Below are 24,486 nucleotides of genomic sequence, written 5' to 3' on the forward strand. Positions count from 1 at the left end.
CGGAAGCATGTTCGCGACGTGAAATCGTTATCGAAGTGCTTTAGCGCCAATTTACACGGGTACTGCGCACAGGCTTTGGGAATCAAAGATGATACGTAGCAGAGGGCAGATCGCCAAGAGTCCGGGGCGTGGTGCAGACCGCAACTCTTGGCTTGCCCGACTTTCAATGCTCGTTCTCAACCATTTTGATCAACACGCCCGTCATCCTTTTTGATGCTGAAAACCCCTGCACCGCCACTGATCGAGGGAACCAAGAGTTATGGGACGTGTGAGCGAAAAAGTCATTTTGGTAACCGGCGGGGCTCAAGGGATGGGGGCCGCTCATGCGCGCCTGCTGGTAGCCGAGGGCGCGAAAGTCGTGATCACCGATATTCTTGACAATGAAGGAGCGACTTTCGCGGCCGAACTTGGCCCATCCGCGATCTATGTGCGTCAAGACGTCGCTCAGCCAGGGGAATGGTGCCAGGCGATTGCGGCTGCGGAGGGCAAGTTCGGCGCGGTGCACGGCCTCGTCAACAATGCAGGCATAGCGAGTATGGCTCCCATCGAGCGGTTCCCGCTCGAGCAGTGGGAGAAGACCCTGGCTGTCAATCTCACCGGTGTATTCTTGGGAATGCAGACTGCCCTACCTGCGATGCGCCGCGCGGGCGGAGGCTCGATCGTCAACATCTCGTCGGTCGAGGGGATGAGGGGTAGTCCTGGGCTTCACGCCTATGTTGCTTCCAAGTTCGGCGTGCGGGGCATAACGAAGTCCGCTGCCTTGGAGGCCGCCGCGTCCGGCGTTCGCATAAACTCTATCCATCCGGGCTTCATCAACACTCGGATGACAGAGAACATCGATCTTTCCAGTTTTCCAATTCCGCTCGCGCGGCCAGCCGAGCCGCAGGAAGTGTCACAGGCAGTCTTGTTCCTGCTTAGCGACGAGTCCTCTTATCTTACCGGCTCCGAAATCGTCGTCGATGGCGGTCTGACGATCGGCGTCCCGCAGAAGGGTCAGGCGGTCGAAAACATCTTCTGACTATCAGCGGACGGATTGTCACATCAAACGAGATCGAATGTCGCGATGTATTACACCAGTGGAAATTACGAAGCTTTTGCTCGGCCCCGCAAACCCGCCGGCGTGGATAGCAAGACAGCATGGTTCGTTGGTTCGGGGTTGGCTGCGCTCTCCGGCGCGGCCTTCTTGATCCGCGACGGGCAGTTGCGTGGCGACCGTATCACCATCCTCGAACGACAGACGGTTCCGGGGGGCGCGTTGGACGGTTGTCAGGATCCGGAAAGGGGATTCGTGATTCGAGGTGGTAGAGAGATGGAGGATCATTTCGAGTGTCTCTGGGATCTGTTTCGTTCGATCCCATCGCTCGAACTTGAAGGCGCCAGCGTGCTCGATGAGTTTTACTGGCTGAACAAGGATGATCCGAACTACACACTACGGCGGGCGACGGTGAAGCAGGGGCAGGATGCCCATACCGATGGCCTCTTCACACTGAGCGAACAGGCCCAGAAAGAGCTGATTGCCCTTTTTCTTGCCACTCGTAAGCAGATGGAGACCAAGCGCATCGACGAAGTGTTCGGAAGAGATTTCTTCAACAGCAATTTCTGGCTCTATTGGCGGACCATGTTCGCCTTTGAAGAATGGCATTCAGCCCTCGAGATGAAACTTTATCTGCATCGATTCATCCACCATATCGGCGGCCTGCCGGATTTCAGTACGCTGAAGTTTACCAAATACAATCAATATGAATCGCTCGTTCTGCCGTTATCCAAATGGCTGTTGGCGCAAGGCGTCAACTTTCGCTACGGGGTCGGAGTCACCGATATCGATTTCGACATAAAGCGTGGCCGCAAGCAAGCCACAGCCATCCGCTGGCTGGAGAATGGCATTGAGGGCAGTCTCATTATTGGCGCCGACGATCTTGTTTTCATGACGATCGGGTCGCTGACCGAAAACTCGGACATGGGGGACCATCACACGGCCGCCAGGCTCAACGAAGGACCGGCGCCCGCCTGGGATCTGTGGCGGCGTATTGCGGCCAAAGATGCGGCCTTTGGACGCCCAAATGTCTTTTGCGGCAATATTCCTGCAAGCAAATGGGAATCGGCGACGATCACGACCCTGGACAAACGCATTCCAGCATACATCCGCAAGATCGCCAAACGCGATCCGTTCAGCGGCAAGGTTGTCACAGGAGGCATCGTTACGGTGAAAGATTCGAGCTGGTTGCTCAGTTGGACCACAAATCGCCAGCCGCATTTCAAGCGCCAGCCCAGCGATCAAGTCGTCGTCTGGGTCTATTCGCTATTCGTCGATAAAGCCGGCGACTACGTGAGGAAACCGATGCAAGATTGTACGGGCGAGGAAATCACGCAAGAATGGCTTTATCACCTCGGTGTGCCGGTTGCGAGTATACCGGAACTCGCCGCTGGGGCCGCCAAGACGGTCCCGGTGATGATGCCCTACGTCACTTCCTTCTTCATGCCGCGGCAGGCGGGCGACCGGCCAGATGTTGTGCCGAAAGATGCGGTCAATTTCGCCTTCATCGGCCAGTTCGCGGAGTCGGGTGAACGGGATTGTATCTTCACGACGGAATACTCCGTTCGGACCGCGATGGAAGCCGTGTATATCCTCCTCAAGATTGAACGTGGCGTGCCCGAGGTATTCAACTCGACCTATGATATTCGCAAGCTGCTTGCAGCAATGGGTAGACTGCGCGACGGCAATGAAATTGAGATCCCGGGACCTGCGTTCCTGCGCGAGCTCATTCTAAAAAAGATTGAAGCGACTGAGCTTGGCGAACTACTCAATAAATATCACCTGAGGTGATTAAGGCAGCGGACGCTGCGGCTTCGCTCGGATAGAGAAGCGCTGTCCTGCGCCGTGACGGCTCGGACTCGCCAAGGCGCGGATCAAACGTTCGCGCCGATCTTCCAGGCAACCTTTAGGCGTACTCTGGAATTCGGTGTTCTTTCGGCTTGATGTTATTCTCGCCACACGCATCCGATTAACCTCTTGCCACGAGGTGAGGGCGAAACTAGCTAGTGGCTCGTCACAGTGATCTTGATGGTTTGATACCGGCCAGCTTAGGATAGGCAAGTTTTCTGGCGGCACAAGGACTTCGATGCTTCTGGGGATGCAGGATTCGGCGGGTGGCCGTCCGGACATGTGCGAATAGGTATAGATGAACGCCAGATAATGGCCCTGCTTCTCGGTAAAGCGTGCGCCTGGTTTTTGACTCATGGATCGATTCATCCGTGCCTCCTTAGTCGTCCGTGAAGAACAGGTAAGGGGCTGATCTGGAGTCGTTGTTTTTCGGCTGCGGCGATTTTGTGATTGCAGGCTTTGACAGTGCGGTAGCTCGGAACCTGCAATTTGCAGTTTGAGATTCCCTCGAATCGCACGGCATGATTCGGCGCTCGTATCGGGAGGAGCCGATGCGACCGAAGAAGCCGAAGGCGACGGACGAAGGTGATCTGTTCCGGGCCAGGCTCAAGCAGGTCATCAACATGGAGCACGAACTGGTTCAGCACGCCGGCAAGATCAATTGGGACTGGATCGACTATCGACATGAAGGCGCCGCGCGGGCTCGACAAGCCGCTGTTCCAAAAGCTCGTCGCCGGCGAGTGGATCGACCGGCATCAGAACCTGCTCATCATCGGCCCGACCGGCGTCTGCAAGAGCTGGATTGCTTGCGCCTTGGGCCACAAGGCCTGCCGCGACAACCGCTCCGTGCTCTGTCAGCGGCTGCCGCGGCTGTTCGAGGCGCTTGCCCTCGCGCGGGGCGACGGCCGATGGTTGGGTTGCCGATGAGCTCCGCGCTTTGACTTCCTTGTAGACGTTGCTGATCGACATCGCGGATGTTGCGACACCGCGCCATCGACGAACCGCGTTCGGATGCGAGATCGGCGTGATAGCCATCGATCTTGGCGAGCATCTCCTGCACGAGCGCCGGATCAAAGTCGATAGCGACTGCTGCTGACTTTGCCGTCGTTTGTCCCTGTTGCGTTGCTTGGCCTCGGCGAGCTCTCATGCGCTTGACCTTGCCGATGATGGCGTTGCGAGATACGCATCGCCACCCCTCGCAGACACCGAGTGGCCCGCGCTCCACATGCATTGCAGAAGCGACACCTCCTCAGAATCCCATGCCGATGTGGCTTGATTGACCATCGTTCGTCATCGTCACGAGCACGAGTCGATGGTCGTTTTGATTGTCGCCAAAAGCAGTGCGTGTCGATGTTTACGCTTGTTCGCCGCTATTCGATGTTCGGAAAGGTTTTTGGCTGCGACGATCGGCCTGCCTTATAAAATAGGCAGACGAACGTGTATTTATGCCTGCGGTTGCATCGTGTCCGGAAAGTTGATCCGCTTACGTTAACGGCTGTTGACAACATGCGTTAACGGCGTTGCAATCACCAGCACGACAAACGGCGGTGAGTTTACCAACTAACAACAGCAGCTAGTCACATGAATCTAAAGTTCGCCACATAGAGTCTGCTGGGCTTTGTGGCAAAAGCGTTTGACGGAAGCCAAGATCTGGTCTGCGGACTTGGTCCATTTGAAGGGCTTCGGGTTGTTGTTGTGCAATTCGATGAAGGTACGGATGTCGGCTTCGAGCTGCCTGACGGAGGTGTGAACACCTCGCCGGATCTGCTTTCTGGTGAGTTCAGCGAACCAGCGCTCGATCTGATTGATCCACGACGCGGAAGTCGGCGTGAAGTGGACATGATAGTGCGGCCGGCGAGCGAGCCACGCTTTAATCTTGGGGGTCTTGTGGGTAGCGTAGTTGTCCATGACGATATGGACAGCGAGCCCCTCAGGGATTTGAGCGTCGATCTCTTTGAGAAACTTCAAGAACTCGAGCGCCCGATGGCGCTTGTAGCATTTGCCAATGACGAAGCCGGAAGCGACATCGAGCGCGGCAAACAGCGTGGTCGTACCATGCCGCACATAGCTATGCGTGCGACGTTCCGGCACCCCAGGCATCATCGGCAAGACCGGCTGCTCGCGATCGAGTGCCTGGATCTGGCTTTTCTCATCGACACTGAGGACAACGGCTCGGTTAGGCGGCGACAGATAAAGCCCGACAATATCGCGCACCTTATCGACGAATAGCGGATCGCTCGATAGTTTAAATGTCTGGCTGCGGTGCGGCTGCAAGCCGAACGCCGTCCACATTCGGCGGATCGTGGTGTGAGAAAAGCCAGTATCCGCAGCCATCGAGCGGATCGACCAGTGCGTTGCGTCGGGCGGCGTCGTACGCAATGTCCGCTCGATTACCTCGGCAACCTGATCATCGTCGATGGTTCGAGGGCGGCCCGGGCGGGCTTCGTCAAGCAGGCCATCACAACGATCCTTCAAGAATCGGCGGCGCCACTTGCCGACGGTGTGTTCATGGATGCCAAGTTCGGCAGCCACAGACTTGCTTGGCAGACCAACTGCACACCGCAGGATCGCGCGGCATCGCTCAGATAGCGATCGGGCTACACGATGACGACGAACTTGCCTCTCCAAGTACGCCCGCTCCTGCGAACTCAGCACCAACGGCGCGATCGGCCGGCCTTTCACACCTGCATTCGCCACGAGCGCTCTCCTCTCTAGAGATCCGAGCGATCAACTAATGTCACGAACTTCCGTTCCAGATGACTAGACCACGACGGCGTTACTGCTCGCACACGGCTACTAGCGTGGGTACCCGAGCGTTTGCGCGGAAGGATGGGCCATGCAGTCGATCCCTTGCTAGGTGTCGTCGGTGCCGGGGATCGTGCCGTTCTCGGAATACTGCCAGAGCTTCCGGTGCCGCGACGCCGACGTCTCCGGAGGTGACGATGCTGACGTCGACTCGACTTCAACCATTTCAACAGCGACGATGCAAACTTGGTCGCTTGGATCAGCCCTGCGGGCAGCAGGCCGCCGGAGCCGCCGCCGCCGCCGCCGCGGATGGTCGAGCAGCGCCTGGACGGCCTCGTGCAGATCGTCGAGCGGCTCAAACCCACCTTCGAGAAGGTCGTTCAATTCGAGCCGCAGCATCTCGTCATCCCAATCGGTGCGTCGAAGGCCTCGAAGAGACGCGACCAAGCGCGAAGCTCGAGACAATACCCGAGAGTGTACCAACAGCAACGGGACAGCTCGCAGAGATGGAAGCAAAAGTAAAAAGATCAAACAGCGTCATAGCAAGTCCGCCGATCTGGAAGCTAAGCGCGCGCTGAACCGCCTGAAGGAGGTTGACCCGGAGGGATATGAGGCCTTCCTTCGTAAGCGCGAGAACCGCGGGGACACTGGCGGTTTCGGCCCGGCTGGACGGGCGAGGCCATAGTCACCACCACATTCCTCGCCGTCGCATTCGCACAACTCTGGCGCGTCGTCGCCATGCGCAGCAGCCGCTCCGGTACCGTTTTCAACGAGTTCACGCGCAATCCATGGGTCTGGCTGCGCTCGGCCTGTACGGCCCTCTGCTCGCAGTCCCTCTCTACTGGCCGCCGATGACAGAGGTCTTCCACGTCTGCCACCGACGCTCACGATGTGGAGCATTGTCGCGGGCTACAGCCTGACGCCGATGCTGCTAATTCAGGTCAGCCGCGCCGTCATCGTGCTTGCCAAACGAAGCCGTTAAATGGTAGCCGCGTTGCTTGGCTCGAATTCGCCGTCTGCATCATCGTGATCGGCGTGGCCGGATGTATGCTCATGGTCATTGCGCCCTACGGAGTCCTGATCTCCGAGTGCGAGCCTATTGCCCTCAGGCGCCCGGCCAATTCCGTTCGCTCGCGTTCCCGCGGATTACAGCCCCCCGATCTCCCACAGCGGACCCAACGTCACTGCAAATTCGATCGCGAGGATGGGATGGCGGCTCGAACAAGAGCTCGTCCGAACGCTCTAGATGTTCTTGTTATGCGGTCAAGTTCGCCCATTCCACAGACCACCGATTGTGACGTCAGAAAGAATAGTGATCGCGTCTCAAGGACGTCAACAGCAGGGGTAAGCCTACAAGATCATGTAGTTGTAGTATTACTGTTTGCACGGCTCTCTGCTGGAGGCCGTTCGCTGACACGGGGGAGCCATGTCGACAGTTACCAGCGCAATTCGGCGCCTTTGGTGGCGACGCTTTCTTGTTCTTCTGGCGATCATCGTGGTCATTGCTTTGATCGCAGTCATGACCAGCTCCCAGCTTGGCGCGACAATCGAAGCTCTGACGCCGCCTGGTCTCCCTGAACCGGTTTCCGCGAGCGAGCAGGTTTCGCTCGATCAGGGCTGGAACGCCGAAGACGCCGATCGATTCCATCATAAAGCCCAGGGCACGCAGACCTTACCGATCCCGCTGTCATGGTTTCTCGCCCTGGAAGCGCCGCTGAACTCGCCTTTCGCTATCCCCTTTTTCAAACGAGAACGGTTTTCTGACAACCGCTATTTACTGCGGTTTGGATTCATAGAGTCTGCCGAAAGCGAGAACAATGAGTACGGTTTGCCGATCGGCTTTGCATATTCGCCGTTTCAGTCGATCCGCGGACTTTCGCGTAAGGAGACTGCCGTTGGATTGACCTGTGCCGCGTGCCATACCGGCCAACTGATCTTCAAAGAGAAGCGCTATGTCATTGAAGGCGGCCCCGCCGTGACCGATCTCGGTCAATTGACAAATGCGCTCCGCGCTGCGCTCGCACAGACCGCTTTGTCGGCAAAGCTACCCTTCTTCGACGGTCGCTTCGGGCGGTTCGCGAAGCGCGTTTTAGGAACCGAGTACAGCGATCTTACACGCGTCCAACTGTCCAAGGAGCTCGATGGAATACTTGGTGCTCTGATCGATCAGCCCGCTGGGATCGACGTCACGGAAGGGTTTACCCGCCTCGATGCGCTCAATCGCATCGGCAACCAGGTGTTCGCACTCGACCCCAAGCGCTACGGCAACTACGTCAACCTCAACGCCCCTGTCAGCTACCCGCACATCTGGACATCGTCATGGTTCGATTGGGTGCAGTACGACGGCTCGATTATGCAGCCATTGGTGCGCAATGCCGGCGAGGCGATGGGGGTTTCGGCGGAGCTCAACCTCACCGCCCCGCCCAAGGGGGGACGTTTTGCCAGCAGCATCCCCTTCGATAATCTGCACTGGATCGAACAACAGCTCGCTGGAAAGGACCTGCCGCTGGTGGCGAAAGCCTTCACCGGACTGAATGCGCCAGCCTGGCCCGACAGCTTTCCTGCGATCGACAAAGCCAAGGCCGCCGTGGGAGCCCAACTCTACGACAAACATTGCAGCGGCTGCCATCTTCCAGCGCTGACGCCGGACATCGTGCACGGCAAGGCCCCGGACGCGGAGTTCTGGAAGAACTTCGGCCCTATCCGCTGGCGCGGTCGCGATGGGCAGGAGAAGCAGACGAGGGAATCCGTACTCAACGTCAAGATCATCAAGCAAAGCCATATCGGCACCGATCCGGCCCAGGGCGACGTGCTGCGCAATCGCACCGTGGACACCGCCGGCAGCGAACTGGCCAGGGCGGGCCAGAGCAGCCCAGGGCTCGGCCTCGACATCGATGTCTGCCAACGGAAGGCTGACAACACGCTGGATACGATCCACCTCTCGGACCATGCGATGCAACTCTACGCGCTTGCGCTCGGCGCCGTGGTCCAATCCGGCATCGACGAATGGCTTCGGTCGACCGGGACGGTCCAAGCGGAGATCGAAGGCGATCGGCCGAACTGTCTAGCGGCAGGTTTCGGCTATAAGGCGCGTCCGCTGAACGGCGTATGGGCGACTGCGCCGTTCCTGCACAACGGCTCGGTGCCGACGATCTACGATCTGCTCAGCCCGGTTGCGGAGCGCCCACAAGTCTTCCTGCTCGGTGAGCCCAGCTTCGATCCTGTCCGCGTCGGTATCGTGACACGGACGGTCGCTCCTGAAGGCAGGACCTACGACAGCAAGGGCTACTTCATCATCGATACGTCGAGGCCCGCCAATCGCAATACCGGCCACGAATTCTCGAACGAGAAGCATGAGGGCGTCATTGGCCCTGCGCTGTCTCCGGAGGAGCGCAACGCAATCATCGAGTTCCTCAAGTCGATCTGAAATTGATTGGGTCAGCTCCAACTGGAGCAATAGCGAAGACCATCTCGCTCCCGCAGGGGGAAAGGTGGACGGAAGCCCGGATCGACCGACCAGGCGAAGCTTTTCGGAGTTAGGGTGCGGCAGCAATGGCGGAACAGAAACAGGGGCCGGCGGCGAAGTTCCTGAAATGGATGATCGCCAAACATCCGGATGCATTGTTCGCATTCATCCGGCGCGTCAGGCCCAACCTGGCGTTGGGCGCCGCGGGGCCGGTGTTCATCACCCGCTTCCCCGACGTGCAGGAAGCGCTGAGCCGCCCCGACATCTTCAACGTCACCTATGCGCCAATGATGGACCCTTCGGTCGGCCCCTTCATGCTCGGCCGCGACTGCACCGAAATAAACCAGCGCGACAAGGGTATCATGCGCGCCTTCATGCGCATGGAGGATCTGCCGGCAATTCGCCAGAAGGTGCGCAGCCTCGCCAATGCGTCTGTCGAAAAGCAGATCTATACCCAGAACCAGATCGAGGTGGTCAGCACGTTGTCGCGCCTGGTGCCCATTCAGCTGACCCGAGAATACTTCGGCTTTCCCGGCCCCGATCTGGCCTCGATGTTCCGCTGGTCGCGCGCGACGCAATATGACATGTTTCACAACCTGGACAAAGATCCGAAGGTGCACCAGGACAACATTGACGCTGGGCAGGAGATGCGCGCCTATCTGACACAACTGCTCCCGCAGCGGCGCGAGCAGCTGAAAAATGGGGCGCCGCTCGAGGACGTGTTCAGCCGCCTGCTGAATAGCCATTTTGACGATTCGATCGGCTTCGCCGACGAACGCATTATTACCAATATGATGGGCACACTGGTCGGCGGGATTGAGACCACATCGGCGGCCATCGTGCAGCTGCTCGACGAGTTGTTCAAGCGCCCGAGGATCCTGAAGGAGGCCATCGACGTCGCCAGCAGCAACAACGACCATCTGATGTATCGCTATTGCTGGGAAGCGCTGCGCTTCAACCCGATCAATCCGTTCGTGGTGCGCCACTGCCGGACCGATTACCGGATAGCCAAGGGCTCGCTGCGCGCGACGACAATCAAGGCCGGCAGCACGGTGCTGATCTCGACCCGGTCGGCGATGCGCGATGGCTTGCAACTGCCGGCGCCGTCCAGCTTCGCGATCGACCGGCCGGAGTCGGTCTACATGCATCTGGGCTACGGGATGCACACCTGCCTCGGCGACCAGATCAGCCGCATCCAAGTTCCGGAAATCGTTCGCCGCATCCTGCAAATCCGGGGCGTCCGTCCCGCCGCGGAGATTGACTACGCAGGAGGGCCGTTTCCAGAGCGTTATCCCATCACCTACGACACGCCGGTCTGAAGGCCGGACTTCCCAGCAACGAGCCGCGAGTACCGATCCGGCCGCTGGCGTGGCGGCCTCTGGCGTCAGCACTAGGTCGGTCGTCGCGAAGTCTCCGTCACGCGATGCGCGTGAGATGCGTGAGGCAATAATCAATCGTGTCGGTGGTGTGTTCCGCTTGCGAAACACATCAATAGATGAGAGGCAGAGCTTCGCATGCGCGGCTACTACATTGGCTTACCGAGGAAATGGTTTAAGCGAACGGAAGCCGTACGCTGAAGCGGGCCTCGGCAACCGGCAGTTATGCACGAACATCGCGCAATCAGCGCAACAGCAATGATACGCTCAAACGGCACCTGCAGGATCACCATTACGCACGACGCCGACGACTACAAACAGCGCATAGCATCGAGCGCTGCTTCTGCTCGCTGATACACTCTTTCGACGCTTGGCACCCGTTATGACAGGCGAATAGGACAGGCGAACCGTAATTTTACCGGCTTCTTCATCGATCTCGCGGCCGCATTGGTCTGCGGTTGCACGCGTTTCCCCGTAGCTGTCCGGATTGGCAAGTGTTGGAACACGGTGTTCTACTTGAAAGAACACCGGCTGAGGGATTTTATACTTAAACTGTCTTTTCACTAAATTCCGGTGGCGAGGCCGCGGGACTGCATCGTCTCGCGGCCCCATTGATTTTTCGTCGTTGAGGTCCGGGCGAGCTCCTCCACCGAATTCCGACTCTTTACTCCCAGAAGGGGTAATCGCTTCGATCGCCCGTTGGCATTCAGACGCGTCAAATTCGGGCCGTCGGCAAGTCCTCGCTGGACAGCATTCCGGAGTATGTTGTCGTGGAGTGCACATGGCTGCTGCCAACCTGATCGACAGTAGCGACAGCGATCGTACGAAAACGCGCTCCGCATCGAACATGGCGCGTGCTGTTTGACGTCCCAAGATGGCTGGAGTTCTCCCATCGAGACAGCTTCGGCCGAGCTTGTTTGGCTTTCTGGCTCTGCCAAAGGGCAGAGCCAGACTGATACAACAAAGTCGGCTCGCTGTCGCGCGCGCCATCGAAAACTGCCCCCTCGACGTCACGAGGAATTGCCCCCTCCTTGGATAGCCGAGGAGAGAGCGAATGAACGAGGAACAGAGCTGGCCCCGGTTGTTTGGACAGCGCCCCGCTGGATTTAAGTGGATTCCTGCCGGGTTATGCTGAACGCGGGGCTTTACGATTTTGTCGTTGCGTCGGGAGGGCGTAGCCCGACCAGAGCGACGACAAAATCGTCGGCGACGGTCATGCGGCCATCACCATAGCTTGCGTGCCGAAGTAAGCCTCGTCGGGCGTGCGCCCGTCAAGGCTCGAGTGAGGGCGTCCCTGATTGTAGAAGGCCAGATACTTGGCAATTGACGCTCGCGCCTCGGACACGCTGTCGTAGGCGCGGAGATAAACTTCTTCGTATTTGACCGTGCGCCAGAGCCGCTCGACAAACACGTTGTCGCGCCAGGCGCCCTTGCCATCCATGCTGATGGCGATCTTCGCGTCCAGCAGCACATCGGTGAACTCGAGGCTGGTGAACTGGCTGCCCTGGTCCGTGTTGAAAATCGCGGGCCTGCCGTGCTTCGCCAACGCCTCCTGGACCGCTTCGACGCAGAAGGCCGCCTCCATTGTGATCGAGACGCGATGGGCCAGGACCCGTCGGCTGAACACATCGACGACCGCCGCGAGATAGACGAAGCCACGCCGCATCGGAATGTAGGTGATGTCCATTGCCCACGCATGGTCGGGCCGCTCGATCTTCAATCCGCGCAACAGGTACGGGTAGATCTTGTGACCCGGAGCCGGCTTGCTCGTGTTCGGGCGACGATAGACCGCCTCGATCCCCATGCGCTTCATCAGCGTCGCGATGTGGCGGCGACCGGCGTATACCCCCTCCCGCCGCAGCAACGATCGCAGCATACGCGCTCCCGCGAAGGGATAATCGAGATGCAGCTCATCGAGCCGACGCATCAAGGCAAGGTCCTCGGCCGAAACTGGCCGAGGTTCATAGTAGACCGTGCTGCGAGCCAGCTTCAGGACCTTCGCCTGGCGCACGATAGAAAGATCATGACCGCGGTCGATCATCGCTTTGCGCTCAGCAGGCCCGCCTTGGTGAGCGCGCCGGACAAAAAATCGTTTTCCAACGCCAGCTCGCCGATCTTGGCATGCAACGCCTTCAAATCGACCGGCGTCTCGGCCGATGTCTTGTCATGCCCAAACACGCCGGCGGCGCCTTCCAGGAGCTGGTTTTTCCAGATCGTGATCTGGTTCGGATGAACATCAAACAGTTGCGCCAGCTCCGCCAGTGTCTTGTCTCCTTTGACCGCAGCCAAAGCAACCTTCGCCTTGAATGCCGGAGAATGCGTCCGGCGGCTCTTCTTCGTCATCTTCGCTCCTGATTCGCAGCAAGAATCCTCGCCGCTGTCAGGCAGAAAATCCACTCAAGCTACTGTCCGAATTTGCGGGGCCAGCTCTAACGAATCAAAGGCTTGTCGTGGAGTAATTCACAGGGGCAGGTGATGAATACGCCGGATGACGTGACGGAGATGTTGCACCTGAGGGTGTGTGGGTGAGGTCTGAAGCGGATTGCGCGCCAGCTGGGCTGCAGACGGTGAAGGACTACGTGGCGCGGGTGGGTGAAGCCTTCAAGTCGCCTGAGCGGGCGAAGCGGGTCATGGCCTTGAAGGCTGGCTGCGCGAGAGGTTCATTCGACATCGCGGCAATGCGGATGCGGTCCGTCACGACCTGTTGGCCGAAAACGGCTTGGCGGTCAGCCGGCGAACGCTGCGACGCGCCGTGCAGCCCTACCGCCAGGCACTGAAGGCCGAAGCTCTGGCGACGACCCGGTTCGAGACGCCCCCGGGGCGGCAGCTACAGATCGACTTCGGCGAGCGTCTGGTCGATATCGGCGGGGCGAAGGTCAAAGCATTTGTGTTCGTGGCGACCCGCGCCGAAAAGCAAGAGCACTGGTTCGCTGGGCTCGAGAGCGCATTCACGACCTTGCCGGAGGAAGTGCTGAAGGACAATCCACGCGCGCTCGTGGTGCGCCACGACAGGTGAGCCGGTCGGTTCAGTTTGACGACAAGCTCATCACGTTCGCGAAGCATTGGGGCTTCCGTCCTCGCGCCTGCGCACCGTATCGGGCGCGCACAAAGGGCAAGACGGAGAATGGCGTCCGCTACGTGAAGAAGAGCGTGATCGCGGGGCATTCCTTCGCGAGCTGGGAGGCATTCGAGACGCATCTCGCCGAGTGGGAGGGCGGGGTGGCGAACGTACGTATCCACGGCACGACGGGCGTGGCGCCGATCACTCGCTTTGCGTGTGACGAGGTACACCGGTCGAAGCCGCTCGGCGTCGCTCGGATCGCCGCGCGAACTGGCCCGCGTCGTCGGCAACGATTGTGCTGTCGAGATCGATACGAACAACTACGGTACCCTGGCGGCTGATCAGCGAGCGCGTGGCGGTGACGGTCGCGGCTGGCGAGGTGCGCATCCACCATGGCATGCGCGAGGTTGCGGTCACAGGCAATCGGAGGATCGCCGGCTGCGGATCGTCGAGTTCGCCCACCTCGACGGGGTTGCCTGTCGCGATGGCGCGGTCTGCCAACCAGCAACCGCGACACCGACAGTGCCGGCGCCTTCACCACTGCCCTCGTTGTTACGTCCTCTTGCCGAATACGAAGCTACGATCGGAGGGAGCTTCTGATGGTGCGTACAAAGAAGGTCACCGAAGCACCAATCGATTGGCTGGGGGCCATGCTGGCGCGCTCGCAGCTCTCCGGCATCCGCGACCAGCTCGACAACCTGCCCGACGAGACGGCGCGCGTGAACCTGTCGGCGCGTGAGACGCTGATCCTACTGTGCGAGCGCGAGGTCGTGCGCAAGGATCATAGACGCAGCCGTCGATCGACCGAAGCAGATCCGCGACCTGGCCGCCGTCACGTTGGATCGCCAACGGCGAGAACGTGCTGCTGCTCGCGCGCTCGAGTCAGGTTCATGCTGCCCACCTCGCTACCCCCTTGGAGTTGAGTTTCTTTTTGACCCGGATCGCCAGACGATGGCCGCCGGAACCGCCGCGCCCTTGACTTGGGGATGTTCCAGATCAACCGCTTTGACCATCCACGGTGCGCCTTTGCACAGCTGCTGCGCAGGCAAGCTCTGTTCTTCGATCAGACGGCGAGCCGTCGAAGGACTGACTTTCAACGCAGCTGGGCGCGCTCGTCCTCTCGGTAGGCCGCGATGGCGTGTTGGTTGCGCAGACTGCGAACGCGGACGCGGACGCGGGCCCAACTGTTGCCACGCCCTGTCGACCTACTGGCGCGGTTGAGAACCGCGGCGATGATGCTGTCGGGCATCTGACGCGCGAGGACACGAACGAGATCGACCACATCCGCCGCGGTGCTCGCCGGTGCGGTTCCTCCTCACCTGCAATGCCGTGTGATCGCCGCCATGCCAGTGGACAATCAAGTCCAGCACCTCGTCGCGCATGCGCACAACGATCTCATTGATGAAGCTTCGGATGATCCTGTTGCGCGTCGCAGCTGTTGCACCCGGACTTTCCCAAGCTCTCTTGAGTTCGGAATCAAGCGCAAGTAACCGATCGCGATCGATGTCGCTCAACGTCATCTCCGGCGTAGCCAACAACGTGTCGCGCTTGCCCTCAAGCTCGCGGACAGCGACCAGGCGTTCGTTCCAGCGCCGCTCCAGCTCGCCGGCAACAAGGCGATTGTCCGAATCGACAGCCTCGTATCGCCGAGGAGCGCGAGTTGCCTCGTAGCGTGCCTGCTCCAGAGTCAACTCGAGCTGACGCAGCTTGTCGGCGTGTTCACAGCCGCGCGCTTCCATGGCCGCCAGCGCTGCCTGTATACCCAGCGGCTGCAGCCGCGCGATGACCTCCGCGCTGATCGCGCGATCCGCGCGCAGACCGCCTAATGAGATGCACGGGTCTCCACCATGGTTGATCTGGCTACCGCGGCAATGATACCGCCCGACAGTACTGTGCGTACCGCTGTAGGTAACGTGAAGTTTGCGGCCGCAGTGGCCGCAACGAAGAACCCGCGAGCCGGCCTTCGCCGCTGCGAACCGAGCCTCGACTCATGAAGCGTTTTCCGTTGGCGTTGTCGGTGATCAGGCCCTGATTCTTCTCGAACTCCGCCCACGTAATGTAGCCCTCATGGTGGTCCTTGATCAAAACCTCCCAGTCGTTGCGCTCGCGCCGGAAGCCCCGCACGATCCTCTTGCGGCCGGCCTCGATCGTCACCCGACTGCCCGAGCGCCCGAAGACATAGGCGCCAGCATAGGCGGGATTGGTCAGGATGTGGTAGATCGTATTGTACACTGGTAACTTCCATTCGACGTGGCGGCCCTCGGGGCCATGGCCGCCCCCCGGGCAAAGTGATTCGCTCCTGCCGTAAGCAGAGGTGGACCTGGCGCGGTGTCTGCATCTCGGCAAACTTGGTGAACACGAGTGCGAGCGCCTCCTGAATGCGCCGATCAGGGTCCTTGTCGATCCGATCGTTGGAGACCTTGAGATAGCCGATGGCGACGTTGAGGAAGAGCTCACCCCTGCGTGCCTTCTGCTCCAAGGCTTCAAGCGAGCGTTGCCGAACGATAGACAGCTCCATCTCGCTCATCGTGCCTTTCATGCCAGCAGAAGGCGATCGTTGGGATGGCGAGGATCGTCGACGCCATCCTCATCGACGATCAGTGTTCCAACGAGCCCGTAGAACTCCAGGAGCGTATGCCAATCCTGCCGTTGCGCGCCAGCCGAGAGGCCTCACTCGAGACCACAGCGCCAACTTGCCCTTCGCAAATGGCGGCGAGCAGCTTCTCGAAACCGGGACGCGCGGTGCCGCCACCAGAGCGACCGAGTTCGTCGTCGATTGCGGCCACCTCGCTCCAGCCCAGCTGCCGGGCAAGGTCGGCCAAGCCGTACTAGCGGCGCTCGCTCTCGCGGTTGTTGATGACCTGGTCTGCCGTCGACTGGCGAACGTAGACGACGGCCTCAAAGCAGATCCGCCGCTTCCGGTGGATCGTCTACTGGAGGCGCGTCTTCTTGCCGCGATCCTCGACCGGCTCCTGCACCACCGCCACGTGCTGACGATCCGCGGCGACAGCTACCGACTCCGCGCCAAGAGTGGCTTCATCAAACCGCCGACCGCCGGTGACGGCCGTCCGGTCGGCTCCGCCTCCCTCCGTCCCGTCACCGGCGGAAGCGACCATCAAACGTCCGATGGTGGGGGCAGTTCTTCATGACGAAAAGGGGGCAGTTCCGGATGGCGTTCGACAGACTATGCTCAAGGTTGAACCCGGGCCAACTCAGCATCAAGGGCGGATAGATCCCTACCTATTCTGGGGAGGTCTTCGCTACATTGCCTTCTGATATGCTGCCCCGACGACTACAGTTTTCCAAGACAGAACGAAACAACATGACTCACCACGTGGATCTCGGACCTGGTGTGGCAAGCATACCAGCGCCAAGAAATCTTCCAAACCGTTCCGATCAGGGAGTGAGTTGGAACAAGTCCTACGAAGCCATCAACGCTTGTGGCCAAAAACCTCTTTTACGAGAGTTACTCACGCAACTACGTCAGCCTGCTGTCTTTCCCACTATGGCAAGGATCGCGGCGGATACAACTGACCTGGGCGTCAAGTACGACGAGGGCACGACAGCAACGTTTTCGCTCGATAGAGCTAACGCCGTTGTGCGAGCGATCGACACGCCTGACGATCAATCAATGCACGAAAGCTCTCGCGCGATCCCAAGTTGCGTTGTTCAGTAGGTCGACGGCGGCAGCGTCGTGGTATCCAGTCCCGTTGCCTTGATCCGACAATCGCGAATCGCGGCGATGATGCGCCGAGACAAGAACATCAAGGAGCGCGGACAACATGCGATAATTGGAAAGCCGCTGTACTACGCATATGAGTCTCGCAGACGAAAGCTCTCTCTGCCGGTGACCGCGGACACGACGTTGGCAATGGAGGTTTCGCACTTAGCATGTGTTTTGACCAAGAAACTTACGAGAACCGCTCAATACGAGACGAGGTGATGATTCCTTGCCTAGTCTGGACCTCGACGCGCGACACTTGGCTGGCTGTTTGCTCGTGCCGGAGCCCGGTTCAGGCAGCCATCGCCCGATGTTCGCCATGCCCTGACTTCTTCGCACTTGCAATATCAAAGGCGTCCTCATGTCATTCCCTTCGCGGACGGTTGCAGGCTGCCGAACCGTGTCGACCTTGAGAACGTCGGAGCTTCCTTGGGAAGGGCGGGGCGGGTTCCAGATAGGGCGTGGAAGCGCAGAAGCCCGCCAGGAATATGTAGATCCAAGCATTGCCTACCAAGGAGCCTTCGTCCGAAGTGGCCGTCAAAGTCAGCCGTCTGAGACAGGCGGAGATCTCGGAAGGGAAACCAAATGCACCCGGCGAGTCCCCGTCGGTGCATCCATTCCGCTCACCGTCAGATGTGTCGATGCCATGCTCCTCCTTGGAAGGCCAATGCCAAAACAGAGCCCCGAAACGACTTCATGACAGAAGAATCAGATATCAGATCTGCGAACGCAAACATTCGTGCAAGCACTGTCTGGACAATTGTGCTCGGCTTTGCCGCGGATCCGTTGATGCGTTGGAGCTGGCCTGACCCAAGGCAATACCTTAGAAGCATGCCTCAGTTCATTGACGCCTGTGGGGGCCGAGCATTTGCACATGGCACAGCCTACGTCGCGGGAGAGATTCGTGGCGCGGCCCTGTGGCTGCCTCCCAACGTGCAGCAAGATGAGGAGGCATTGGATGCAATCATGGCGCTATCCCTGCGCCCGGAGATTACCGAGGATATGGCACACTTGCGGCGGAGAATGGCCGAACATCGTCCCCACGAGCCACATTGGTATCTGCCACTCATTGCCGTCGATCCGAACTGGGTCGGAAAAGGGCTTGGCACGTTGCTGATGAACTACGCCCTTCAACGATGCGATGAGGACGGCATTGTTGCCTACCTCGAAAGTTCGAACCCTGAAAACATTCCCTTTTACCAACGTCACGGCTTCAAGGTCGTTGGTGAGATACAACACGGTTCTTCGCCGCCGCTCACGCCAATGTTGCGAACGGCTTCATTCCGACCCAGCAAGGCCGCGCCGCCGGATCGGCTCGTCACCCAGACTCAAGCATAGCTCCGCCTCATCCCGTTAGGATTGATTGCCAATAACCTGACATGACCGCGTTCGGTCAGGACGGCTTATGTTCGCGGCCAGACAACTGAGCACGTGAGGCGGCTCGCCGGGCCTGCGAAAAGCATACCAATCGTCTCTTCGGCAAAGTTGGCACGTCTGATGTGAGAGCTGGCGGGGTCAAATCCACTAAGCTGGGATATTGCCACGGGCGGCTGCATCGATTTGCGGTCGGGCTCCAGACAATTTTTGATCTAAGGCCACAGAAAGCGATGAATGGCGAGACGCGTATGGCTACCGAAACCCGATCCGGCCCAACTCAATTCGCGGACCGCGAACCGATCGATGCCAACATTCAGGATGTCCAGGGTTGCTGTTCCCCTGTTGGAGAATTTGCGACGCCACTTCCAAAGGTTTGAGCACATCTTGGCCGATCGCAGGCGCTGGGTCGTCGAGCGCACCTTTGCGTGGCTCGGCAGATGTGGGCATCTCTGCAAAGACTTCGAAGGTTCCGCCGCTACCGAGCTCGCCTGGCCGCTCGTCGCCCATCTGAGGCTCCTAACTCGCCGATTGGCCAGGCCTTGAGACATCTATGTTTTTTGAGTGAGGCTCTCAGGACAGGCGCTCGGCGAATTTCGAACCTCGACCTCGGGGCTGCTCCAACTGGTTAACTTGACTGTGCCGTCTTGACGAGTCTGGGCAAAGGCTTCTATATGTGGTGTCGTAGTGGTTTTAAATTCGCATATATGGTGGCACGGTGTTAGGGGGGAACCCATTGTGTCGGCAGCGGCTATTCCGAGGCATTAGCGCGACAGCGCTGGGAAGGCCGACAGCCGCAGCGACCCGCGAGCCAGGAAACCTACCGCGACAGAACCCATGTCCTCGGGCGGGGTGCCCGGTGGGTCGCTTGCAGCCGGGGACATTTGCCCGGTCCCCTCGCAAGTCGTCCGCACGGTCCCAGCCCCCAAATATCACGGGGTTGCCGATGTCGGCGTCTTACGATTTCGATCAGTATGGTCATCTCATTGAGCTGCCGAGTGTGCGGCAGCCCTCAGCGCAGGCAAAGCCTACCACACCTGAACTGTGTCTTGTGCAGCCCCCAGCATTGCCGGCTCCCCTGCCGAGGCCCCCCGCGCGATCGCCAACTCCGTCTGACCTTTCGCTCGATCGGTCGCGCGACGACCTGCTGACCTCGTTTGGTAGGCTGACGCTGACCGACCGCTATCTGCTCGCCGGCGAAGGCCTCCAGGACATGTTCGCCCGAGTGTCTTGCGCCTTCGCGGACAATGTTGCGCATGCCCAACGTCTATATGATGCGATGTCTCGGCTGTGGTTCATGCCGGCCACACCGGTGCTCTCCAACGGCGGCACGACGCGCGGCCTTCCGATCTCGTGCTTCCTTAACTCAGTGTCGGACTCGCTCGAAGGCATCGTCGGCACCTGGAACGAGAACGTCTGGCTTGCTTCCAATGGCGGCGGCATCGGCACCTACTGGGGTAATGTTCGCTCAATCGGCGAGAAGGCGAGGGGCGGCGTCACCTCGGGCATCATCCCGTTCATCCACGTCACGGACGGCCTCACGCTGGCGATCAGCCAGGGCTCGTTGCGGCGCGGCTCGGCGGCGGTCTATCTCGATATCCACCATCCCGAGATCGAGGAGTTCCTCGAGATCCGCAAGGCGTCTGGTGACTTCAACCGCAAGAGCCTCAACCTACATCACGGCATCAACGTCACCGACGAGTTCATGTGTGCCGTGGGCGCCGGCACCGCATTCGCTCTGCGCAGCCCGAAGACTAACGAGGTCGTCCGCGAGATCGACGCCCGCCAGCTGTGGCAACGCATCCTTGAGAACCGGCTGCAGACCGGCGAGCCTTATCTCTTGTTCATCGACACCGTGAACCGTGCGCTCCCCAAGCACCAGCGCGAGCTCGGCCTCGAGGTCTCGACCTCCAACCTGTGCAGCGAGATTACCCTGTCGACCGGCATCGATCATCGCGGCGAGGAGCGCACCGCGGTTTGCTGCCTGTCGTCGCTCAACCTCGAGACCTGGGACCAGTGGAATGAGGAGCCCGGCTTCATAGAGGACGTCATGCGCTTCCTAGACAACGTGCTCACGCACTTCATCACGGTGGCGCCGGACGGAATGAAGCGTGCCCGCTACGCCGCCCTGCGCGAGCGCTCCGTTGGCCTCGGCGTCATGGGCTTCCACTCGTTTCTCCAGGCCAAGGGCATTCCAATGGAGGGTACCTTGGCCAAGTCATTCAATCTGAACATGTTCCGAAAACTCCGTCGCGAAGCCGACGCCGCATCCGTGGCGCTCGCTCGCGAGCGTGGCCCGTGCCCGGATGCCCTGGAACGCGGCGTGATGGCGCGCTTCAGCCACAAGATCGCAATCGCGCCGACCGCCTCGATCAGCATCATCTGCGGGGGCACCAGCGCCTGCACTGAGCCGATCCCGGCCAACATCTACACCCACAAGACGCTATCCGGCGCCATCTCGGTGCGCAATCCGCACCTCGCTAAGGTGCTGGCCGCGAAAGGCGCCGACACCTCGGCGACCTGGGAGTCGATCATCGCGCACGACGGATCGGTCGCCCATCTCGACGTCCTGTCGGAGCACGAGAAAGCGATCTTTCGCACCGCCTTCGAGATCGACCAGCGCTGGATCGTCGAGCTTGCCGCCGACCGCGCCGCGTTGATTTGCCAGAGCCAGTCGATCAACCTCTATCTGCCGGCCGACGTCGATAAGTGGGACCTCCACATGCTGCACTGGACGGCGTGGAAGCGTGGGGTGAAGAGCCTCTACTACTGTCGATCAAAGTCGATCTCGCGCGCGGCGTTCGCCGGCAAGATTGCCGGGGATGCAACGCCGACGCAGCAGCCGGCGCGGCAGCGCACCGACTATGAGGAGTGCCTCGCATGTCAGTGATCGATCTATCGCGCGCCGATCCGCGCACGTTGATCGGCAAGGGACGCGTCGGCCTCCTTGACTCGACCGGCAGCTACGACGTCGATCGCTATGCCTGGGCTTACGAGTTCTGGAAGCGCCAGCAGCAGACCCACTGGATGGGCGAGGAGGTGCCGCTCGGCGCCGACCTCAACGACTGGGCTTCGGGCCGCGTCACCGACAGCGAGCGCGCGCTGCTCACCCAGATCTTCCGTTTCTTCACTCAGTCGGACATCGAGGTCGGCGACAACTATTTCAAGCGGTACATTCCGATCTTCCAGCCACTCACCGTCCAGATGATGATGGCCGCTTTCACTAACATGGAGACGGTTCATATCGACGCCTATGCCCTGCTACTCAAGACGCTCGGTATGCCTAAGACCGAGTTCGAGGCATTCCGCGGCTATGCGCAGATGCGCGCCAAGGCGGACTACATGCACGAGTTCGGCGTCGACAGCGTGGCGGATGTCGCCCGTACCCTGGCGATGTTCGGCGCCTTCACCGAAGGCATGGCCTTGTTCGCCAGCTTCGCCATGCTGCTCAACTTCCCACGCCACAACAAAATGAACGGCATGGGACAGATCGTAAGCTGGTCAGTGCGCGACGAGAGTCTCCACTGCGAGGGCATCATCAAGCTATTTCACGAATGGCACCGCGAAACCGGCGCGGTGACGCGCCCCGTCCGCGACGACATTGTCGACGTAGCCAAGACCATGGTGAAGCTGGAGGAGAACTTCGTCGAGCTCGCCTTCGGCCTTGGCAAGATCGAGGGGATGCTGCCTGAGCATATCCACGCCTACGTCCGCTACGTCGCCGACTGGCGACTGGCCCAACTCCGGATTGCCCCGGTCTTCGGCTTCTTCGAGGCGAAGGAGGGCGGGTTCACCCAGCTCAAGGCGCATCCGCTGCCGTGGCTCGTCGAGATTCTCAATGGCGTCGAGCACGCCAATTTCTTCGAGCAGCGCGCCACGGAGTACTCCAAGGCGGCGAGCCGCGGCAGCTGGGACGGCGAAGACGGGGTGTGGGCGACTTTCGGCCGTATCTAGCCCATTTTATTCATGCTAGCGGCATTGACAGCGGCAGGCGCCGATAGTCGTCGCCGTCACCCGCCAGCATGACAAAGGCATAGAACCGGACCTCCTCATCGTGGCGTCTTGATTGCAGCGCGACAAAGCCGGACACACAGATGGTTTGTTGGGTTAAGCCGGTACATGCGCTCCATTGCTGATGGCGGCTAGGGTTTACAGTATTTCCGCAGGTCGGTGAGGTGGGTCTCGTCAACCACCTTCATGAAGTCAATCAGCGCAACACGGCTACGCCCTTGAGCAGACGAATGTTCTCGATGATCGCCACGGCCGCCCCCCTCTTAGGGCTAGAGGGGATTACTATCACGCAATCGGAAGTTGTAAAGAGGGGCAACCCTGTCAAAGGGGGTCATCTTCATTGCAGCCCGGTCGGATCAGGCAAACCGATTTGTTCTTCATCCCCCTTCGCGTTTGATTTCGTCGCCGACCCACTGGCGGTCTTCCTCGGCCGTGGCTTCGCGGAGGTGATCTACTACGAGCAGACGCTGGCAATGCGGCTCGGATGACAGCCGCGTTTCTGTCCTAACACAAGAGTTCCGCTTCAGCGCTGCCGATCCACCTCTCGAGATTTTGCATCCGCTCTCCGAGGCGCTCCCAATTGATCCGCGCCAGCGGGGGTTCGGCAGGCTGATCGGGCGCAGAGATCGGCAGCGACGATGACGCAAGCCATCACGTCGTCGACGTTATGTCCCACCCTCGCACGAGCGCCGCTTCGACCGCTCGTCGGCCTTTCGTCCGAGGTGGCCAGTGCGGCCTCGACCTGGTCGACCAAGTCGTAGCACGAAGGTGCGCCCGGCTCGCACCTCGGCTCGCATTTCAGTGCGCTGCCTGTGCGATGAGCGTGCTGCGGCCGACCGGAACGATTGTAATCGATGACCTGTGTCTCCCTAAGCGAGGGCCGGGTTAACTACGACGGTCGACAAAACTATTTTTTGCCTCATCATTCTCCGACGGCCGGAAAGCCGACGGTGATGCAGGTGGAGGCACGGGGCCGGGAAATCGGCGCAGCCAGCCACTAAGCGGCTGGCGTTCGACCACGGCAGCACGCTTGAGTTCGCCGCGATCTCGCCGTGGCGCTGCGTCATAACCAGATCAGCCAGATTCCTTTGAACCACGCCTAACCAGCTCGAGCCGATGTACCGACAAGAAGCCGATAGCGCTATTGATGCGAGTCCCTGTTGCCAAGGTTTCTATGCCGCGATGCGGCTCAGGATATTGGTGCGAACCCGCGCCATTTTGGCGAAGATCGATCAATAGGTCGTGGCGATCACGCCACCCCACCGGTAGTTCACACGGACCAAGCCGATATCGACGTCCTGACCGATACGGGCAGTCCCTGCAAAAGTGCCCACCGGAACACCCACGAGTCCGGGTGAAAAAAAGAAATCCACATCCCGACGACCCATGAACAGGTGGTCGTATTCAACGCCGATGGACCAGTTCGGAGCAAAGCCAAATTCAAGGCCCGCCCCTACCGTGCCGCCCCAACGAGTTTCGCTGCCGTTGTCGATAGTGAGCCCGGTCGCAAAATCGGAGACCCGGTATTTGTCACGGACGACTGCAGCCCCACCTCTTACATAGAGCAGCACGTTATTCCAAGCATAGCCGACTTGGCCCGTGAACAGGCCGAATGCATCAAGCGTGGAGTCATCCCGGACGCCTGCGAAAGCAAGGTTCGCGTTGGAGCCCTTGAAATCGGCCCAATTGCCCTGCGTCTCCAGACCGAACACCGAGTTCGCTATTTGCCAGCGGTAGCCGATGTGACCGCCCACCGTGCCTCCCGTCGCATGATGGCGCCCCATGCCAACGGGCGGAGCGACGACCACGCCGCCGGCGTTGACCACGTCCCAGCACTGCCGACGTAGAAGC

General features: G+C 59.9%; 18 protein-coding genes and 4 pseudogenes. 13 read left to right on the top strand and 9 right to left on the bottom strand.

From position 1 onward, the window contains the following. The first annotated feature begins 259 nt into the window (after positions 1–259). Together AAFG50_RS03335 and AAFG50_RS03340 are read left to right on the top strand one after the other, a co-directional pair. A complete protein-coding gene (locus AAFG50_RS03335) occupies positions 260–1,018 on the top strand; it encodes a glucose 1-dehydrogenase (protein WP_011082858.1) in 759 nt (252 codons plus the stop codon). A gap of 45 nt (positions 1,019–1,063) precedes the next feature. Beyond that, the gene (locus AAFG50_RS03340) at positions 1,064–2,824 is read left to right on the top strand and encodes an oleate hydratase (RefSeq protein WP_011082857.1); all 1,761 of its coding nucleotides are present in this window, start codon (positions 1,064–1,066) and stop codon (positions 2,822–2,824) included. Here the strand turns inward: AAFG50_RS03340 and AAFG50_RS03345 are convergent, their stop codons facing one another. Continuing rightward, positions 2,825–3,250: a hypothetical protein gene (locus AAFG50_RS03345; RefSeq protein WP_223153801.1), complete on the bottom strand. Its 426-nt coding sequence runs from the start codon at positions 3,248–3,250 to the stop codon at positions 2,825–2,827. It lies immediately after the preceding gene. A gap of 309 nt (positions 3,251–3,559) precedes the next feature. Between AAFG50_RS03345 and AAFG50_RS03350 the strand changes: the two are divergent. Then, positions 3,560–3,793: pseudogene (locus AAFG50_RS03350) on the top strand (ATP-binding protein); the annotation flags it as partial. A gap of 675 nt (positions 3,794–4,468) precedes the next feature. Here the strand turns inward: AAFG50_RS03350 and AAFG50_RS03355 are convergent. Then, positions 4,469–5,578: an IS630-like element ISBj5 family transposase gene (locus AAFG50_RS03355; protein WP_011082855.1), complete on the bottom strand. Its 1,110-nt coding sequence runs from the start codon at positions 5,576–5,578 to the stop codon at positions 4,469–4,471. 156 nt (positions 5,579–5,734) lie between these two features. Beyond that, positions 5,735–6,025, bottom strand: a complete 291-nt coding sequence (locus AAFG50_RS03360; protein WP_011082854.1) for a hypothetical protein — start codon at positions 6,023–6,025, stop codon at positions 5,735–5,737. 1,027 nt (positions 6,026–7,052) lie between these two features. On the opposite strand from AAFG50_RS03360, the gene AAFG50_RS03365 reads away from it, so the two are divergent. Continuing rightward, on the top strand, positions 7,053–9,053 hold the full coding sequence (locus tag AAFG50_RS03365; RefSeq protein ID WP_011082853.1) for a cytochrome c: 2,001 nt from the start codon (positions 7,053–7,055) through the stop codon (positions 9,051–9,053). Between the two features lie 125 nt (positions 9,054–9,178). Continuing rightward, on the top strand, positions 9,179–10,411 hold the full coding sequence (locus AAFG50_RS03370; protein WP_011082852.1) for a cytochrome P450: 1,233 nt from the start codon (positions 9,179–9,181) through the stop codon (positions 10,409–10,411). 1,270 nt (positions 10,412–11,681) lie between these two features. Here the strand turns inward: AAFG50_RS03370 and AAFG50_RS03375 are convergent. Then, a protein-coding gene (locus AAFG50_RS03375; RefSeq protein WP_109866565.1) for an IS3-like element ISRj2 family transposase occupies positions 11,682–12,811 on the bottom strand; the annotation gives its coding sequence in 2 pieces (ribosomal slippage) (positions 11,682–12,559 and positions 12,559–12,811; 1,131 coding nt in all). Positions 12,812–13,187: 376 nt separating this feature from the next. On the opposite strand from AAFG50_RS03375, the gene AAFG50_RS03380 reads away from it, so the two are divergent. Next, positions 13,188–13,484, top strand: coding sequence for a hypothetical protein (locus AAFG50_RS03380; RefSeq protein WP_125459292.1), 297 nt, complete (start codon positions 13,188–13,190; stop codon positions 13,482–13,484). A 246-nt stretch (positions 13,485–13,730) separates the two neighbouring features. Here AAFG50_RS03380 and AAFG50_RS03385 read toward each other — a convergent pair whose 3' ends face one another. Continuing rightward, positions 13,731–14,030, bottom strand: a complete 300-nt coding sequence (locus AAFG50_RS03385) for a hypothetical protein (protein ID WP_028144341.1) — start codon at positions 14,028–14,030, stop codon at positions 13,731–13,733. Between the two features lie 98 nt (positions 14,031–14,128). Between AAFG50_RS03385 and AAFG50_RS03390 the strand changes: the two genes are divergently transcribed. Further along, positions 14,129–14,452 carry a hypothetical protein gene (locus AAFG50_RS03390; protein ID WP_014490252.1) on the top strand — a complete coding sequence of 108 codons (324 nt, stop codon included), beginning with the start codon at positions 14,129–14,131 and terminating at the stop codon, positions 14,450–14,452. A 282-nt stretch (positions 14,453–14,734) separates the two neighbouring features. Here the strand turns inward: AAFG50_RS03390 and AAFG50_RS03395 are convergent, their stop codons facing one another. The 3 genes and pseudogenes from AAFG50_RS03395 to AAFG50_RS03405 form a co-directional block, all read right to left on the bottom strand. After that, complete coding sequence (locus tag AAFG50_RS03395; protein WP_011082845.1) at positions 14,735–15,268, bottom strand: transposase; 534 nt, start codon at positions 15,266–15,268, stop codon at positions 14,735–14,737. Between the two features lie 334 nt (positions 15,269–15,602). Then, a pseudogene (locus AAFG50_RS03400) lies at positions 15,603–15,986 on the bottom strand (recombinase family protein); the annotation flags it as partial. A 140-nt stretch (positions 15,987–16,126) separates the two neighbouring features. Next, entirely contained in the window at positions 16,127–16,315 is a 189-nt protein-coding gene (locus AAFG50_RS03405) for a recombinase family protein (RefSeq protein WP_231088716.1), read from the bottom strand. Positions 16,316–16,474: 159 nt separating this feature from the next. Between AAFG50_RS03405 and AAFG50_RS03410 the strand changes: the two are divergent. From AAFG50_RS03410 to AAFG50_RS03435, 6 genes and pseudogenes are all read left to right on the top strand, one after another. Continuing rightward, positions 16,475–16,678, top strand: a pseudogene (locus AAFG50_RS03410) (ATP-binding protein); the annotation flags it as partial. A 1,268-nt stretch (positions 16,679–17,946) separates the two neighbouring features. Then, positions 17,947–18,588, top strand: a complete 642-nt coding sequence (locus AAFG50_RS03415; protein WP_043900134.1) for a GNAT family N-acetyltransferase — start codon at positions 17,947–17,949, stop codon at positions 18,586–18,588. Positions 18,589–19,023: 435 nt separating this feature from the next. Then, a pseudogene (locus tag AAFG50_RS03420) lies at positions 19,024–19,170 on the top strand (transposase); the annotation flags it as partial. Positions 19,171–19,789: 619 nt separating this feature from the next. Continuing rightward, positions 19,790–21,514: a ribonucleoside-diphosphate reductase subunit alpha gene (locus AAFG50_RS03425; RefSeq protein ID WP_231088717.1), complete on the top strand. Its 1,725-nt coding sequence runs from the start codon at positions 19,790–19,792 to the stop codon at positions 21,512–21,514. Beyond that, positions 21,505–22,578: a ribonucleotide-diphosphate reductase subunit beta gene (locus AAFG50_RS03430; RefSeq protein WP_014490245.1), complete on the top strand. Its 1,074-nt coding sequence runs from the start codon at positions 21,505–21,507 to the stop codon at positions 22,576–22,578. Before AAFG50_RS03425 ends, AAFG50_RS03430 begins: the two co-directional genes overlap by 10 nt. Positions 22,579–22,865: 287 nt before the next feature. Beyond that, on the top strand, positions 22,866–23,123 hold the full coding sequence (locus AAFG50_RS03435; RefSeq protein WP_014490244.1) for a hypothetical protein: 258 nt from the start codon (positions 22,866–22,868) through the stop codon (positions 23,121–23,123). Positions 23,124–23,867: 744 nt separating this feature from the next. Here AAFG50_RS03435 and AAFG50_RS03440 read toward each other — a convergent pair. Then, the gene (locus tag AAFG50_RS03440; RefSeq protein WP_011082835.1) at positions 23,868–24,461 is read right to left on the bottom strand and encodes an outer membrane beta-barrel protein; all 594 of its coding nucleotides are present in this window, start codon (positions 24,459–24,461) and stop codon (positions 23,868–23,870) included. Positions 24,462–24,486 lie beyond the last annotated feature (25 nt).

The sequence above is a fragment of the Bradyrhizobium sp. B039 genome (assembly GCF_038965675.1).
Taxonomy (GTDB): Bacteria; Pseudomonadota; Alphaproteobacteria; order Rhizobiales; family Xanthobacteraceae; genus Bradyrhizobium; species Bradyrhizobium diazoefficiens.

Coding starts and splice junctions, on each gene's coding strand:
- AAFG50_RS03335 (WP_011082858.1), top strand. CDS start 260: ATGGGACGTGTGAGCGAAAAAGTCATTTTGGTAACCGGCGGGGCTCAA.
- AAFG50_RS03340 (WP_011082857.1), top strand. CDS start 1,064: ATGTATTACACCAGTGGAAATTACGAAGCTTTTGCTCGGCCCCGCAAA.
- AAFG50_RS03345 (WP_223153801.1), bottom strand. CDS start 3,250: ATGAATCGATCCATGAGTCAAAAACCAGGCGCACGCTTTACCGAGAAG.
- AAFG50_RS03360 (WP_011082854.1), bottom strand. CDS start 6,025: ATGCTGCGGCTCGAATTGAACGACCTTCTCGAAGGTGGGTTTGAGCCG.
- AAFG50_RS03365 (WP_011082853.1), top strand. CDS start 7,053: ATGTCGACAGTTACCAGCGCAATTCGGCGCCTTTGGTGGCGACGCTTT.
- AAFG50_RS03370 (WP_011082852.1), top strand. CDS start 9,179: ATGGCGGAACAGAAACAGGGGCCGGCGGCGAAGTTCCTGAAATGGATG.
- AAFG50_RS03390 (WP_014490252.1), top strand. CDS start 14,129: ATGGTGCGTACAAAGAAGGTCACCGAAGCACCAATCGATTGGCTGGGG.
- AAFG50_RS03395 (WP_011082845.1), bottom strand. CDS start 15,268: ATGGAAGCGCGCGGCTGTGAACACGCCGACAAGCTGCGTCAGCTCGAG.
- AAFG50_RS03415 (WP_043900134.1), top strand. CDS start 17,947: ATGACAGAAGAATCAGATATCAGATCTGCGAACGCAAACATTCGTGCA.
- AAFG50_RS03430 (WP_014490245.1), top strand. CDS start 21,505: ATGTCAGTGATCGATCTATCGCGCGCCGATCCGCGCACGTTGATCGGC.
- AAFG50_RS03435 (WP_014490244.1), top strand. CDS start 22,866: ATGTTCTCGATGATCGCCACGGCCGCCCCCCTCTTAGGGCTAGAGGGG.